The organism is Promicromonospora xylanilytica (genome assembly GCF_054782895.1).
On sequence record NZ_BAAGRP010000007.1, the window covers coordinates 602,126 to 616,448 of the forward strand.

Here is a 14,323-nt window from a genome sequence, read left to right on the forward strand (position 1 = left end):
TGACACCTCGGAGCGGGCCCGAGTCAGGTGCCCGTCGCCGTGGGCTCCGGGTAGTACTGCGCGTACTTGCGGCGGTAGTTCTGCGTGATCGCCTCGACGATGAGCCGGCGCTTGAGGCCGGAGTCACGGTCGTACTTCAGCGGGTTGATCACGTCGCCGCTCGCCTTGAGCGCCTTGAGCCGGGACTTGAGCTCCGGGTCGAGGACGTACTTGGACAGCAGGCCGAACGGCACCACCGTGTACAGCACGTCACGCACCGCCCGCACGGGGCGGATCGGCCGGTGCAGCACCCAGTCCTCCACCAGCACGCGGGCCACGTTCGCCCCGCCGGCGGTGACGTAGTAGTTGTTGCGCCCGATCCGGGGGTTCACCTCGAAGTACACGTGCCGGCCCGTACGCGGGTCCAGCTTGTAGTCGAAGTTCGCGAACCCCACGTAGCCGGTCGCGTCGAGGAACCGGGTGGCCGCCTCCATGGCGTCGTCGTACGCCTCCACCAGGATCGCGGCGGGGATGCCCAGCGTGCCGGGCGTGTGCTCCTCCAGGAGCACCCGCCCGGTCGCCAGGAGCGTCACCTCGCCCGACGTGTCGCGGTAGGCGGTCAGGGACCGCATCTGCGTCTCGTCGCCCGGGATGAACTCCTGCACCAGGAACGTGCCGGGGAACTTCGCGTCGGCGAGGTTGCCCAGCACCTCCTCGAGCTCGGCACGCGAGTCGAGGTGGTGGATCTTCGCCTTGCCGGGGAAGTCGACGTAGTACCACTCGGCGCTGTTGGACGGCTTGCCCACCACGGGGTACTGCAGGTCCACCTCGAGGGCGGGCACCGCGGCGCGGCCGCCGTCGGCCACCAGCTTGGCGACGTCGACGGCCACCGTGCGCGGCGTCGGGATGCCGAGCTGGTCGCAGACCTCCGCGAAGCCCTCCTTGCTGCTGACCTGCTCCAGCACCGGGAGCGACGGGTACGGCGTCACGTAGCCCGCCGCCTCCAGCCGCTCCCGGTTCAGGATGACCGTGCGCACGTGCCAGTCCGCGTTCGTCAGCAGGATCAGCACCTTGTCCCGGTGCTGCTGCGCGATGCCCTCGAGCGTCGAGAGGAACACCTCCGCGTCGTCCAGCCCGGGCACCACCACGTTCTCGGCGATCGCCGAGTCCTGCATCGCACGGGTGGCGACCTTCGACAGCACCACCGAGCGCGTGCCGTACTGCTCGTGGAACGCACGCACCAGGGCGTACATGCCGACGTCGCCGCCGACGCCCACCACCATCATGTCCGGGACGGGGACCTCCCCGCCCGTGCCGGCCCGCCCCTGTTCCGCGGGGATACCCGTCACGCCTCGGACTCCGTGCGGTCGCCGGACCACTCGGTGTGGAAGGTGCCCTCACGGTCGACGCGCTTGTAGGTGTGCGCGCCGAAGAAGTCACGCTGCGCCTGCACCAGGGCGGCGGGGAGCCGCTCGGCGCGGACGCCGTCGTAGTACGCCAGCGACGACGAGAACGCCGGCGTGGGCACGCCGTTCTGGGCCGCGCCGGCCACGATGCGGCGCCACGCGGGCAGGCCGCTCGCGACGGCGTCGGTGAAGTACTGGTCGGCGAGCAGCAGCGGCAGGTCCTGGTCGCGCTCGTAGGCCTCGGTGATCCGGTTCAGGAACCGGGCGCGGATGATGCAGCCGCCGCGCCAGATGCGGGCCATGGCACCGCGGTCGATGTCCCAGCCGAACTCCGTGGCGGCCGCCGCGATCTGGTCGAAGCCCTGCGAGTAGGCCACGACCTTCGAGGCGTACAGGGCCTGGCGGACGTCCTCGATGAACGCGTCGCGGTCCTTGACCTCCCACTCGGCCGCGTGGGCCGGGAGCGCCGCGCGGCCCGCGGTGCGCTGCGGCACCGAGCCGGACAGCGCCCGGGCGAACGTGGCCTCCGCGATGCCCGTGATGGGCACGCCGAGGTCCAGGCCGTTCTGCACGGTCCAGCGGCCGGTGCCCTTCTGCTCGGCCTGGTCGAGCACGATGTCGACGAACGCCTTGCCGGTCTCCGCGTCGACGTGCTGCAGCACGTCGGCCGTGATCTCGATGAGGAACGACTCCAGGTCGCCCGTGTTCCACTGCGCGAAGATCTCGCCGATCTCCGCCGCCGAGGCACCGAGCCCCTGGCGCAGCAGGTCGTACGCCTCGGCGATGAGCTGCATGTCGGCGTACTCGATGCCGTTGTGCACCATCTTGACGAAGTGCCCTGCGCCGTCGGAACCCACGTAGGTGCAGCACGGCACGCCGTCCACCTTCGCGGAGATGTCCTCGAGGATGGGGCCGAGGGACTCGTACGACTCGGGCGTACCGCCCGGCATGATGGACGGGCCGTTCAGCGCGCCCTCCTCGCCGCCGGACACGCCGGTGCCCACGAAGTGCAGGCCGTGCTCCTTGAGGGCTGCCTCACGCCGGATGGTGTCCGGGAAGTGCGCGTTCCCCGCGTCGACCACGATGTCACCCTCCTCCAGGAGGGGGATCAGCTCGTCGATGACAGCGTCCGTCGGACCGCCGGCCTTGACCATGACGACCACCTTGCGCGGCCGCTCGAGCGAGGCGACGAAGTCCGCCATCGTCTCGCTCGGGATGAACTCGCCGTCGCTGCCGTGCTCGGTGACGAGCGACTCGGTCTTCGCGTACGAACGGTTGTGGACCGCCACCGTGTAGCCGTGACGTGCGAAGTTCCGCGCGAGGTTGCGCCCCATCACCGCCAGCCCGGTGACGCCGATCTGTGCTGTGCCTGACACGTTCTTGCTCCTTCTGACGTGGAAACGGACCGGCGTACGCGCAGCGCGCGCCGTGACCCGCGGCCAGCCTAGTAGCCAGCGGTCCCGGCGGTGCCGCACCGTCCGCCCGCCGGGCAGATCACGATCCGGCGACGGCCGCGCGCCTCCGCCGGACGGCCGCGACGCGGACGTACCGTGAAGTGGTGACCAACGGCCCGCCCACCGGCGTCCCCGTCGACTTCGCAGCAGCCCTCGCCGACCTGCGGCGTCAGGCCTTGCGCGCCGAGGTGCGCCTCACGGAGATCCCGGCACCGCGCCGGGTGGCCCCGTTCAGCGTGGCGCTCTCCGGCGACGTGCTCCCCGGCGCCCCGCCGGCGCGCGGCGGCCGGGACCCGGAAGACCATGACCACCCGCACGACCACTCGGAGGAACCGCTCGCCACCGGCCGCTTCGTCGTGCTGCACGACCCGGCCGGCCAGGAGGCCTGGCACGGCACCTTCCGTGTCGTGACGCTGGTGCGCGCGACGCTCGAGCCCGAGATGGCCGCCGACCCCATGCTGGCCGATGTCGCCTGGTCCTGGGTGGGCGAGTGCCTCGAGACCGCGGGGCTCGTCCCCGGCACGGACACCGTGGCCGACGGCGGCACGGTCACCCGGGTCCTGTCCCAGAGCTACGGCGCGCTGGACGGTACCCCCAACGCCGTCGATCTTGAGATCCGCGCCTCGTGGACGCCGCTGGACACCCGGCTCGGCACCCACCTGAGCGCCTGGGCCGCGCTCCTGACGACAGCGGCGGGCGTGCCCCCGCTCCCCGAGGGTGTTGCCGCTCTCACCAGGCGATTTACCGACCGTTCCCGGCAACGCCATACGGTAGGTCCATGACCACCACGGAGCGAGGAGTCCCTGCGGAGACATCGACGCCCGTGCCGGCACCCGTCACCCCGCTGACCGAGCCCGCCGACGGGCTGCCCTCCGTCGTGGCGACCGACGGTGCGTTCGCGCGCGTCGTCGAGGCGTTCGCCGCGGGGACCGGGCCGGTCGCCGCCGACGCCGAGCGCGCCTCCGGGTACCGGTACGGCCAGGCGACGTACCTGGTCCAGGTGCGGCGCGCGGGCGCGGGGACGGCACTGATCGACCCGGTCGGCGTCCCGGACCTCTCGCCGCTGGGCGAGGCCGTCGGCGACGCCGAGTTCGTGCTGCACGCGGCCTCCCAGGACCTGCCGGGATTCGCCGAGCACGGCCTGCGGCCCGCACGCGTCTTCGACACCGAGCTGGCCGCGCGGCTGCTCGGCATGGAGCGGGTCGGCCTCGCCGCCGTCGTCGCCGAGGTGCTCGGCCTCGGGCTGGCGAAGGAGCATTCGGCGGTCGACTGGTCCACGCGTCCCCTGCCGGAGGACTGGCTGCGGTACGCCGCCCTCGACGTCGAGGTGCTGGTGGAGCTGCGTGACCGGCTCGCCGAGCAGCTCGAGTCCGCCGGGAAGACCGAGTGGGCCGCGCAGGAGTTCGAGGCGGTACGCACCGCCGCCCCGCCGGCCCCACGGGTGGACCCGTGGCGCCGTACGTCCGGCATGCACGTGCTGCGCAACCCGCGCCAGGTCGCCGCCGTCCGGGCGCTGTGGACCGCGCGCGACGCGAGCGCCCAGGCGCGGGACATCTCGCCCGGGCGCGTCCTGCCCGACCGGGCGATCGTCGCGGCGGCCAAGGCCATGCCGAGGACCGCCGGGCAGCTCGTCACCCTCCCGGAGTTCGCGGGCAAAGGCACCAAGCGGCGGGCCGCCTACTGGCAGAAGGCGATCGACGACGCCCGTGCCCTGCCCGACGCCGAGCTGCCCTCCGTGCGCGGCCCGCGGTCCGACGGACCGCCGCCGCCGCGCACCTGGGGCGACCGCGACGCGACGGCGTCCCGCCGGCTGACGGCGGCGCGCGAGCTGGTCGCCACCCTGTCCGAGGAGCTCAACGTCCCCGTCGAGAACCTGCTGCAGCCCGACGCGCTGCGGCGCCTGTGCTGGACGCCGCCCGCACCGGCGGACGCGGCGGGCATCGCCGAGTTCCTCAGGGGCCGTGGCGCGCGCGAGTGGCAGATCCGGCTGCTCGCGGGCGGCCTGGAGCGGGCGTTCGCCGACGCGGCGTCGGAGCAGGTGTGAAAGGGCGACGTCCACACCAGTAGAGTCGTCCCCATGCCAGCCCTGTCGGAGCCCATCACGCTCGCCGTCGACGTCGTCACCGAACCTTCGACCTGGGACCGTGAGGTCCTCGCCCTGGGCGGGCACCCGCTCCAGCTGTGGGGATGGGGCGAGGTCAAGGCGGCGGGCAACTGGCGCGCGCACCGGCTGCGGGTGACCGAGGACGGCACCACGGTCGGCCTGGCGCAGCTGCTCGTCCGGCCGCTGCCCGCGCAGTTCCGTGCCCTCTCGTACGTGCCGCGCGGCCCCGTGGTGGCGCACCACGACGGCGAGACGGCGCAGGCGGTGTTCGGCGTCGGCGACACCGCCACGCGCAACGCCGTGACCAACACCGTGGTCCAGTGGGCGCGCGAGAACGTGGGCGGCGTCGGCATCACCATCGAGCCCGACTGGCCGGCGGGCACCCAGCTCGACCTGGCGGGCCGGCGGTACGCCCCGAACCAGATCCTGATCCCGAGCACGCTGATCCTCGACCTCACCAAGTCGGGTGACGAGCTGCTCGCGGACATGCGCAAGTCCACGCGGTACGAGATCCGCAAGGGCGGCCGTTCCGGTCTCGACATCCGCCGCGTCACGGAGGAGAAGGAGGTGCTGCGGGTGCTCGACGTCTACAAGGAGACCGCCCAGCGCGCCGGCTTCGCCATCCACTCCGACGAGTACTACCTCGACATCCACCGCTCCCTCGGCGAGCACTCGGTGCTCGTGGCCACGTACGTCGACGACGTGCCCGCGTGCTTCGCGTGGTGCGTCAACTCGGCGAGCACGTCGTTCCTCCTGTACGGGGGCGGCAACGACGCGGGCCGCAAGGCCACGGCCACCGCGCCCACCTACTGGCGCACCATCGAGATCGCCCAGGAGCAGGGCCTCGTGCGGTACGACATGAACGGTCTGCTCAACGACGGCATCAGCGACTTCAAGAAGAGCTTCGCCAAGCACACCGACGAGCTGGTGGGTTCGATCGACGTCGCGTTCTCGCGCTGGTACAACACCTGGAACACCGCGCTGCCGACCGCGAAGCGCGTGGTCCGCAAGCTCCGCGGCAACGGCTGACCCCAAGACCAGCCACGTTGAGTGCTGGATATTCGCCCTCTATCGCGCTTCTGAGGGGCGAATGTCCAGCACTCAACTTTTTTGTGGCACGGGGCGGGAGACCGAGTTTCAATTCAGCCCGGACCGGGTCTCAGGTCGTGCGTGCTTTTTACCGGTACTCGCGGTAGCGTGTATCTCGATCCAGCGACGTCGCTCACGGACGTCGCCGTCCCGCAAACCCCAGGAGTCCTGCTGATGACCGCAGCCCCGGAAGCACCGCGTGCCCGCCGCGCCGTACGCGACGTCGTCTTCGTCGACGGCGCCCGCACGCCCTTCGGCAAGGCGAAGCCCGACGGCATCTACGCGCAGACGCGTGCCGACGACCTGATCGTGAAGGTGGTGCGCGAGCTGCTGCGGCGCCACCCCGAGCTCCCCCCGGAGCGGATCGACGAGGTGGCCATCGCCGCCACCACCCAGCAGGGCGACCAGGGCTTGACGCTCGGCCGCACCGTCGGCATGCTCGCGGGCCTCCCCCAGTCCGTGCCCGGGTACGCCATCGACCGCATGTGTGCCGGCGCCATGACGGCGGCGACGACCACCGCCGCGGGGATCGCCATGGGCGCCGCCGACGTCGTCATCGCGGGCGGCGTGGAGCACATGGGCCGCCACCCGATGGGTTTCGACGCCGACGTCAACCCCCGGTTCGTCGCCGAGAAGCTGGTGGACCCGCAGTCGCTCAACATGGGCGTCACCGCGGAGAACCTGCACGACAAGTTCCCGCAGCTGACCAAGGAGCGCGCCGACCGCTTCGCCGTCGAGTCGCAGGCCAAGTACGCCAAGGCCCTGGCGAACGGCGACATCGACCCGGACCTCGTGCCGGTCGCGGTCCGCTCCGCCGAGCTGGGCTGGGGACTGGCGACGGCCGACGAGCTGCCCCGCCCCGAGACCACCTTCGAGTCCGTCCAGGGCCTCAAGACCCCGTTCCGCGCGGGCGGCCGGGTCACCCCCGCGACGTCGTCCCCGCTGACCGACGGCGCCACCGGCGCCATCCTCGCGGCCGGCGACGTCGCCGCCGAGCTGGGCCTGCCCGCCAAGATGCGTCTGGTGTCCTACGGCTTCGCGGGCGTGCCCCCGGAGATCATGGGCTACGGCCCGGTGCCCTCCACCGAGCGGGCGCTGCGGACCGCGGGCCTGACCATCGACGACATCGGCCTGTTCGAGCTGAACGAGGCGTTCGCGGTGCAGGTCCTGTCCTTCCTGGACCACTACGGCATCGCCGACGACGACCCGCGCATCAACCCCTACGGCGGCGCCATCGCCATGGGCCACCCCCTCGCGAGCTCCGGCGTGCGGCTCATGACGCAGCTCGCCCGGCAGTTCGAGCAGCACCCCGAGGTCCGCTACGGGCTCACCGCGATGTGCGTGGGTCTGGGCCAGGGCGGCAGCGTCATCTGGGAGAACCCGCACCACGCCGACTACTCCGGCCACACGGACGAGGAGAACTGACCCGTGTCTGAGACCCCCACCCCCACCGCTCCGACCGAGCGCGTCACCCACACCCTGGTCCGCGACGTGCGGATGCCCGGCGGCGCCGGCATCCTCGCGCTGGTCACCCTGGACAACGGTCTGGACCACACCAAGCCGAACACGCTCGGACCGGCCGGCCTCGCCGAGCTCAAGGCTGCCCTCGAGGTGGTCCGCACCCGCGCGGAGTCGGGCGAGATCGCCGCCGTCGGCGTGACCGGCAAGCCGTACTTCGTCGCCGCGGGCGCCGACCTCAAGGGCATCACCGGCGTGGGCGGCCGCGACGAGGCCGTCGAGCTGGGCCGTATGGGCCACGCCGCGTACACGATCCTCGGCGACCTGCGGGCGGCGACCGGCGTACCGACCTTCGCGTTCGTGAACGGCCTCGCGCTGGGTGGCGGCCTCGAGGTCGCCCTCAACTGCGACTACCGCACCGTGGCCTCCGACGCCGCCGCGCTCGGCCTGCCCGAGACCGGCATCGGCCTCGTCCCGGGCTGGGGCGGCGCCTACCTGGTACCGCGCCTGGTCGGCATCGAGAAGGCCGTCGAGGTCGTCCTCACCCGGCCGGCGGCGAACAAGCCGTACAAGCCGGCGGAGGCCCTGCAGATCGGCCTGGTCGACGCGCTGTTCGAGGCCGCCGACTTCCTGGAGCAGTCCATCATCTGGGCGGCCAAGGTGGTCACCGGTGAGATCGACGTACCCCGCCGCGAGCTCGACCCGCAGCCCGTGTGGGACGCCGTCGTCGCGGCAACGAAGGAGCGGCTCGACGCCGTGGTCGGCACCTCCCGGCCCGCACCGCACCGCGCGCTGGAGCTCCTGGCCGCCGCACGGAACTCGAGCAGGACCGACGCGTTCGACGCCGAGGACCAGGCGCTGGCCGACCTGATCATGACCGACGAGATGCGCGCGAGCATCTACGCGTTCAACCTCGTCGGTGGGGGCAAGAAGCCGCAGGGCGCCCCCGACCCGAAGCTCGCCAGGCCGGTCACCCGGGTCGGCGTCGTGGGCGCCGGCCTGATGGCCGCCCAGATGGCGTTCCTCTTCGCCCAGCGCCTCGGCGTTCCCGTGGTGATGCGCGACCTGGACCAGGTGCGCGTGGACAAGGGTCTGGCGTTCGTCCGGGAGACCGCGGAGAAGCTCGCCTCCCGCGGGCGCCTGACGCCCGAGGCCGCGAACCGCATCGTGGCTTCGGTGTCCGGCACGACGGACATCGGCGAGTTCGCCTCGTGCGACTTCGTGATCGAGGCCGTCACCGAGGTCATGGGGCTCAAGAAGAAGGTGTTCGCCGAGCTCGAGGGCATCATCGACCCCGAGGCGATCCTGGCGACCAACACGTCGGCCCTCTCGGTCACCGAGATGGCAGCCGACCTGACCCACCCGGAGCGCGTGGTCGGCATCCACTTCTTCAACCCCGTGGCCCAGATGCCGCTGGTCGAGGTGATCAACGCCGAGCACACCTCGGACGAGGCGCTCGCCACGGCGTTCGCCGTCTCGAAGAAGCTGCGCAAGACGGCGATCATGTCGGCCGACCGCCCCGGATTCATCGTGAACCGCCTGCTGCTGCTGGTGATGGGCCAGGTCGTGGCCGCCATCGAGGGCGGGACGCCCGTCGAGGTGGCGGACCGGGCGCTCGCCCCGCTCGGCTTCCCGATGCCGACCTTCGAGCTGACGGACCTCGTGGGCCCCGCCGTCGCGCAGCACGTGCTCACCTCGCTGCGCGAGAACCTCGGCGACCGCATCCCGGCCTCGCCCGGCCTGGCGAAGATCGTCGAGGACGGCACCCGGGTGGTGCTCGACGCCCCCGCCAAGGGCCTGCCCAAGCCGGTCGACCCGGCCATCCAGGAGTACTTCGGCGCCGCCCGTCCGGGCGAGCCGGGTGTGCTCGACGCGGACGGCGTGCTCGACTCGGTCCTCACGGCGCTGACCACCGAGATCGGTCTGATGCTGGAGGAGGGCGTGGTGCCCGGCCCGCAGCAGATCGACCTCGCGATGATCCTCGGCGCCGGCTGGGGCTTCCACACGGGCGGCATCACGCCGTACCTGGACCGCACCGGCTACAGCGAGAAGGTCCTCGGCAGGCGGTTCCTGCCCGACGGCGTGGCGAACGTCCCCGCCTGAGCCGGAGGTGCAGCGCAGGGTGAGGGCCGAGGTACGAGGCACTCGCCCGAAGCGGAACCGCAGGTTCAGGCGGCACAGGCAGAGCCTGAGGTACCTGGCCCCCGGCCCTCCGACAGCGAGCGCGAGCGCTCGTTGTCGGAGGGTCCCGCTACGCTCTTCGAACATGACAGCCGCCGGGTCGGACACCAGCCCGCACTACGTCGTCATCGGCGACAATCCCCTCGCGTACCGCCTCACCCGGGCGCTCAGCACCCGGTACAAGGGCACCGTGACGGTGCTCGTGCCGGACCGCACCTCCCGCTACGCGCAGGACATGGGCGCGCTCACGGGTGTCGACCTGGTCGAGGCGGAACGCGTCGACGAGGCCGCGCTCACCACCGCCGGCGCGGACCACGCCGCCGCGGCGGCCCTCGTGGACCAGGACGACGGCACCAACGTCGCGTACGCGCTCCTGCTCCGCGAACGCTGGCCGGGCCTGCAGGTGGTGGTCCGGATCTTCGACGAGTCGCTGGGCCGGCACCTCGAGCGGGACCGCTGCACGGTCCTGTCGGCATCGGCATTCGCGGCCCCCGAGATCGTCGGCGCGGCGCTCCGGCGGCTCATCCGCCTCCCGGTACGGCACCGCAGGCTCGTGGTCTCGGACACGGAGACGTCCGCGCCCACCCGTATGGTCCTGTTCTCGACGGGCGACAACGACGTGGTCGAGGCTCTGCCGAGCCCCGCGGAGCTCGCCACGACGACTCCGAAGATCTACCTGGCGGACGCCGCGGAGGACGACGTGCTGCCGGAGATCAGGGCCGACCTGGAGCCGGACGAGGACGAGGTGGACCCGCACCGCCGGCGCCGGTTCGGCGAGTACCTCCGCACCCTGGCGATCACGTCGGGGTGGAACCTGCTGCTCGCCGCCGGCGTCCTGCTCGTGGTGGTGCTCATCGGGGCGGTGACGATCAAGCTAGCCACCGGCTCGTCCTGGGCGGGGGCCCTGTACGAGGCGGTGCTGCCGTCCCTGGCCGGCAGCGACCCCGACCATGACGCGGCGCCGGTCGTCAAGGCCACCCAGGTCGTGCTGACGATCGTGAGCGTCGCCGTGATCCCGTGGGTCACGGGTGTGGTGGTCGACGGCGTGGTGCGCACCCAGCGGCTGCTGGACACCGGCTCCCCGCTGCACGCGATGTCCGGCCACGTCGTGGTCGTCGGGCTCGGCGATCTCGGCACCCGCATCGTGCGGTCCCTGGACCGGCGCGGCGTTCCGGTGATCGCCGTCGACGTCGACGAGTCGGCGCGCGGCATCGCGGTCGCACGCGCGCGCGACGTCCCCGTCGTGGTGGGCGACGCCCGGCGCGCCGCCACCCTGCGGGCGGCCTACGTGGACACGGCGCAGGCGGTGGTCGTCGTCACGAGCGGTGGGGCGACGACCATCGGCATCGGCTTCGCGGCGCGCGCCATCGCGCGGCCGAAGGACGCACCGACCCGCTGCGCACCGTCCTGCGGGTCTACGACAGGGACCTGTCCCGCCGCATCCGGCGCGAGATCCCCGACTCCGTCGGACTCAGCTCGTCGTTCCTCGCCGCGCCCTGGTTCGCCGCCGCGATGATCGGCCAGGAGGTCAAGGCGACCATCCCGTACCGGGACCGGGTGCTGGTGCTCGCCGAGCTCGAGGTGGGGGCGAACAGCCGCCTCGTCGGCAAGCACTCCGACTCCCTCAACCTCCACGACGGCGCCGTCCGTGGCGCGGCGGCCCCGGTGCCCGACACGGTGCGGAAGGAGATCCGGAGCCGGCTGCTGGCGGTACAGACCCTCACGTTCGAGAGCGGCGGCGGTGGCCATCTGATCGAGCCGTCCGAGGGCCGCTACCTGCAGCAGCGGGACCGGGTGTTCGTCATCGCGACCACGGCCGGGCTGCACCACCTGCGCGAGGAGGCGCGCGCACGACCGGAGCCCGACCCGGCGCCGGCCCCGGAACTCGCCGGGCCCACTGCGGCGGCGGTGGACGACCACTGAGCACCGGTCTGGACGACCGGTCCACGATCGGCCCGTTCGCCGGTCCACCGGGCACATAGCGTCGTGCCCATGCAGAACGGACTCAGCGTGCCGCAGGGCGCGGCGCTCACCCTCGGCGCCATGCTCGGCACCGGCGTCATCTCGCTCCCCGCCCTCGCGGCCGACGTGGCGGGCCCGGCCTCGCTGGTGGCGTGGGCGGCGCTCGTGCTCCTGTCGGTGCCGCTCGCCACGACGTTCGCCGCCCTCGGGGCCCGGCACCCCGACGGCGGCGGCGTGGCCACGTACGCGCGCCTCGCGTTCGGCGAGCGGGCGTCGACCATGGTCGGCTGGGCGTTCTACGCGACCATCGCGGTCGGCGCCCCCGCCGCCGCGGGCTTCGCCGGCGCCTACGTGGCCGACGCCACCGGGGGCGGGCCGGGCACCGCCCTGGCCACCACCGTCGCCATCATCGTGGTGTGCGCCACGATGAACTGGTTCGACCTGCGCGTCTCCGGCACCGCGCAGCTCGCGATCGCGGGAACCGTGGCGCTCCTGCTGGCGGTCGCCGTCGTCGTGGCGCTGCCGCACGCGCAGCCCGGTCATCTCGTGCCGTTCGCGCCGCACGGCTGGGGCGCTGTCGGCGCGGCCGCGGCCCTGCTGGTCTGGGCGTTCGCCGGATGGGAGATCCTCGGCTCGCTGTCCGCGGAGTACCGCCGCCCGGCCAGGGACATCCCGCGTGCCACGGCGATCGCTGTTGCCGTCGTCGGCGCGCTCTACCTGGGCGTCGCCCTCGCCACGGTCACGGCGCTCGGGCCGGCGCCTGGTCCCGCGCCGCTCTCGGACCTGCTCGTGCTCGGGTTCGGCGAGCACGCGCGGCCGGTCACCACGGTGCTGGCCGTGCTGCTCACCGTCGGCGCGATCAACGTCTACTTCGCGGGCGGCAGCCGGATCGGCGCCGCCCTCGCCCGCGACGGTGGCCTGCCGGGCTGGCTGGCCGTGCGGCCGGACCGGCCACCCCGCCGGTCCCTGGCCGTGCTCACCACGCTGGGCCTCGGGACGACGGCGGTGCTCGCCGCCCTGCGCCTGCCCACCGATGCCGTGGTCCTCATGGCGTCCGCGACGTTCTCGCTGCTGTACCTGGTGGGCGCGGCGTCGGCCCTGCGCCTCCTGCCCCGCCGGAGCGTCGCCTGGTGGTGCGCTGCGGTGTCGCTCGTGGCGGCGCTCGGCCTGCTCGTCATGACCGGACCGCACATGACCGGGCCGGTGCTCGCCGCGCTGGGCGGGCTCGCCTGGTCGACGTGGCGGCGGCGCAGGGCGCGCACCGCGGTGTCGGTCACGGCGCCAGCAGACGACCCAGCGCCTGAACGCCTGGCCGGATCGAGCTCGTGACCGCCCCGCCGATCCCGAGCACCACGCCGTCGCGGTGGCTCCCGACCGTGAAGGCGGAGAGGGGTTCCAGCGCGACCGACCGGCGCCGCGCGCGGGTCGCCAGCGCCCCGGCACCCACCGGGGAGTCCGCGGGCAGGTAGGCCGCCACGTGCAGGCCCGCCGCCGACGGGACGGTCTCGACCGGCAGCTCCGCCAGCGCGTCCAGCAGGATCTCGTGCCGCTCCGCGTAGTGCGCCGAGGCCTTGCGCACGTGCCGCGCCAGCAGACCGCCGTCGATGAAGCGTGCGAGGGCGGCCTGCACGTGCACGGCGCCATGGCCGTCGGTGAGCTGGCGAGCCGCGAGCAGGGCGTCACGGAGCGACGGGGGCGCCACCAGGTACCCGGCGCGCAGGCCGGGCAGGAGCGACTTCGAGAAGGTGCCCACGTAGATCACGTGCCCGTCACGGTCCAGGGCCTGCAACGACTCCAGCGGACGGCGGGCGCGCCGGAACTCGCTGTCGTAGTCGTCCTCGATCACGGCCGCCCCGTGCCGCACGGCATGCGCCAGCAGGGCGCGGCGCCGCGCGAGCGAGAGGGGCATGCCCAGGGGGAACTGGTGCGAGGGGGTGGTGTAGACCAGGCGGGCGCGCGGCGGGATCTCGTCCACCACGAGGCCTTCGGCGTCGACGGGCACCGGCACCACCCGCGCGCCGTGCAGCGCGAAGAGGTCCCTCGCCTCGGGGTAGCCCGGGTCCTCCATCGCGACCACGTCTCCGGGCTCGATCAGCACCCGCGCCACGAGGTCGAGGGCCTGTTGCGCACCGTTCGTCGCGATCACGTCGTCGGGCAGCGCCCGCACCCCGCGGGAGCCGGCCACGTGACGCGCCACGGCCGCACGGAACCGCGGCAGGCCCGCCGGGCCCGCGTAGGAGCCGGCCGCGACTCCGCCCGACCGGGACTCGGCGGCCAGGAGACGGCGCCAGGTGTCGAACGGGAAGAGTTCCGCGTCGGGGATACCCACCCGGAAGTCGTGCGCGGGGACCGGTGCCGCACCGCTCGTCGGCCGCACCGTCCAGCGCCACCCCGCCCGCGGACGGAGGGCGCCCGGGGTCCGGCGTCCGACGGCGGGTGTGTCGCGTGCGGCCGCCGTCGCGAACGTGCCCGAACCCGTGCGCGTCTCGAGGAACCCCTCCGCGACGAGCCGCTCGTAGGCGTCCGTGACGCTGGCGCGGGAGACCCCGAGGTCCCCGGCGAGAGCCCGGGTCGACGGCAGCCGCTCCCCCGCGGGGACCCTGCCCGCGGTCAGCGCGGTGCGCAGCGCGCGGTAGATCGCGTCGGTACGTCCGGTGCGCTGGCTGAGATCCACGGCGAGGTCCACCCGC

The 14,323-nt window shown here is 73.2% G+C and carries 11 protein-coding genes; 8 read left to right on the plus strand and 3 right to left on the minus strand.

Translation table 11 applies throughout. From position 1 onward, the window contains the following. Window positions 1–23: 23 nt before the first annotated feature. Window positions 24–1,328 (minus strand): carboxylate--amine ligase, encoded by a 1,305-nt coding sequence (locus ACYVK7_RS10535; RefSeq protein WP_460887630.1) that lies wholly within the window; start codon window positions 1,326–1,328, stop codon window positions 24–26. Then, window positions 1,325–2,761, minus strand: coding sequence for an NADP-dependent phosphogluconate dehydrogenase (gndA, locus tag ACYVK7_RS10540; RefSeq protein ID WP_460887631.1), 1,437 nt, complete (start codon window positions 2,759–2,761; stop codon window positions 1,325–1,327). Before gndA ends, ACYVK7_RS10535 begins: the two co-directional genes overlap by 4 nt. A gap of 182 nt (window positions 2,762–2,943) precedes the next feature. On the opposite strand from gndA, the gene ACYVK7_RS10545 reads away from it, so the two are divergent. From ACYVK7_RS10545 to ACYVK7_RS10580, 8 genes are all read left to right on the plus strand, one after another. Beyond that, complete coding sequence (locus ACYVK7_RS10545) at window positions 2,944–3,621, plus strand: DUF3000 domain-containing protein (protein ID WP_460887632.1); 678 nt, start codon at window positions 2,944–2,946, stop codon at window positions 3,619–3,621. After that, entirely contained in the window at window positions 3,618–4,883 is a 1,266-nt protein-coding gene (locus ACYVK7_RS10550; protein ID WP_460887633.1) for an HRDC domain-containing protein, read from the plus strand. Before ACYVK7_RS10545 ends, ACYVK7_RS10550 begins: the two co-directional genes overlap by 4 nt. Before the next feature lie 33 nt (window positions 4,884–4,916). Continuing rightward, window positions 4,917–5,972 (plus strand): lipid II:glycine glycyltransferase FemX, encoded by a 1,056-nt coding sequence (locus ACYVK7_RS10555; RefSeq protein ID WP_460887634.1) that lies wholly within the window; start codon window positions 4,917–4,919, stop codon window positions 5,970–5,972. Window positions 5,973–6,206: 234 nt separating this feature from the next. Continuing rightward, entirely contained in the window at window positions 6,207–7,457 is a 1,251-nt protein-coding gene (locus ACYVK7_RS10560; protein ID WP_460887635.1) for a thiolase family protein, read from the plus strand. A gap of 72 nt (window positions 7,458–7,529) precedes the next feature. Beyond that, window positions 7,530–9,593: a 3-hydroxyacyl-CoA dehydrogenase NAD-binding domain-containing protein gene (locus ACYVK7_RS10565; RefSeq protein WP_460887925.1), complete on the plus strand. Its 2,064-nt coding sequence runs from the start codon at window positions 7,530–7,532 to the stop codon at window positions 9,591–9,593. 163 nt (window positions 9,594–9,756) lie between these two features. After that, window positions 9,757–11,187 (plus strand): NAD-binding protein, encoded by a 1,431-nt coding sequence (locus ACYVK7_RS10570; protein WP_460887636.1) that lies wholly within the window; start codon window positions 9,757–9,759, stop codon window positions 11,185–11,187. Further along, window positions 11,184–11,594 (plus strand): hypothetical protein, encoded by a 411-nt coding sequence (locus ACYVK7_RS10575; protein ID WP_460887637.1) that lies wholly within the window; start codon window positions 11,184–11,186, stop codon window positions 11,592–11,594. The genes ACYVK7_RS10570 and ACYVK7_RS10575 overlap by 4 nt, the downstream gene beginning before the upstream one ends. Window positions 11,595–11,663: 69 nt before the next feature. Next, window positions 11,664–12,962, plus strand: coding sequence for an APC family permease (locus ACYVK7_RS10580; RefSeq protein WP_460887638.1), 1,299 nt, complete (start codon window positions 11,664–11,666; stop codon window positions 12,960–12,962). Here the strand turns inward: ACYVK7_RS10580 and pdxR are convergent. Beyond that, window positions 12,907–14,319 (minus strand): MocR-like pyridoxine biosynthesis transcription factor PdxR, encoded by a 1,413-nt coding sequence (pdxR, locus tag ACYVK7_RS10585; RefSeq protein ID WP_460887639.1) that lies wholly within the window; start codon window positions 14,317–14,319, stop codon window positions 12,907–12,909. The genes ACYVK7_RS10580 and pdxR overlap by 56 nt on opposite strands. Window positions 14,320–14,323 lie beyond the last annotated feature (4 nt).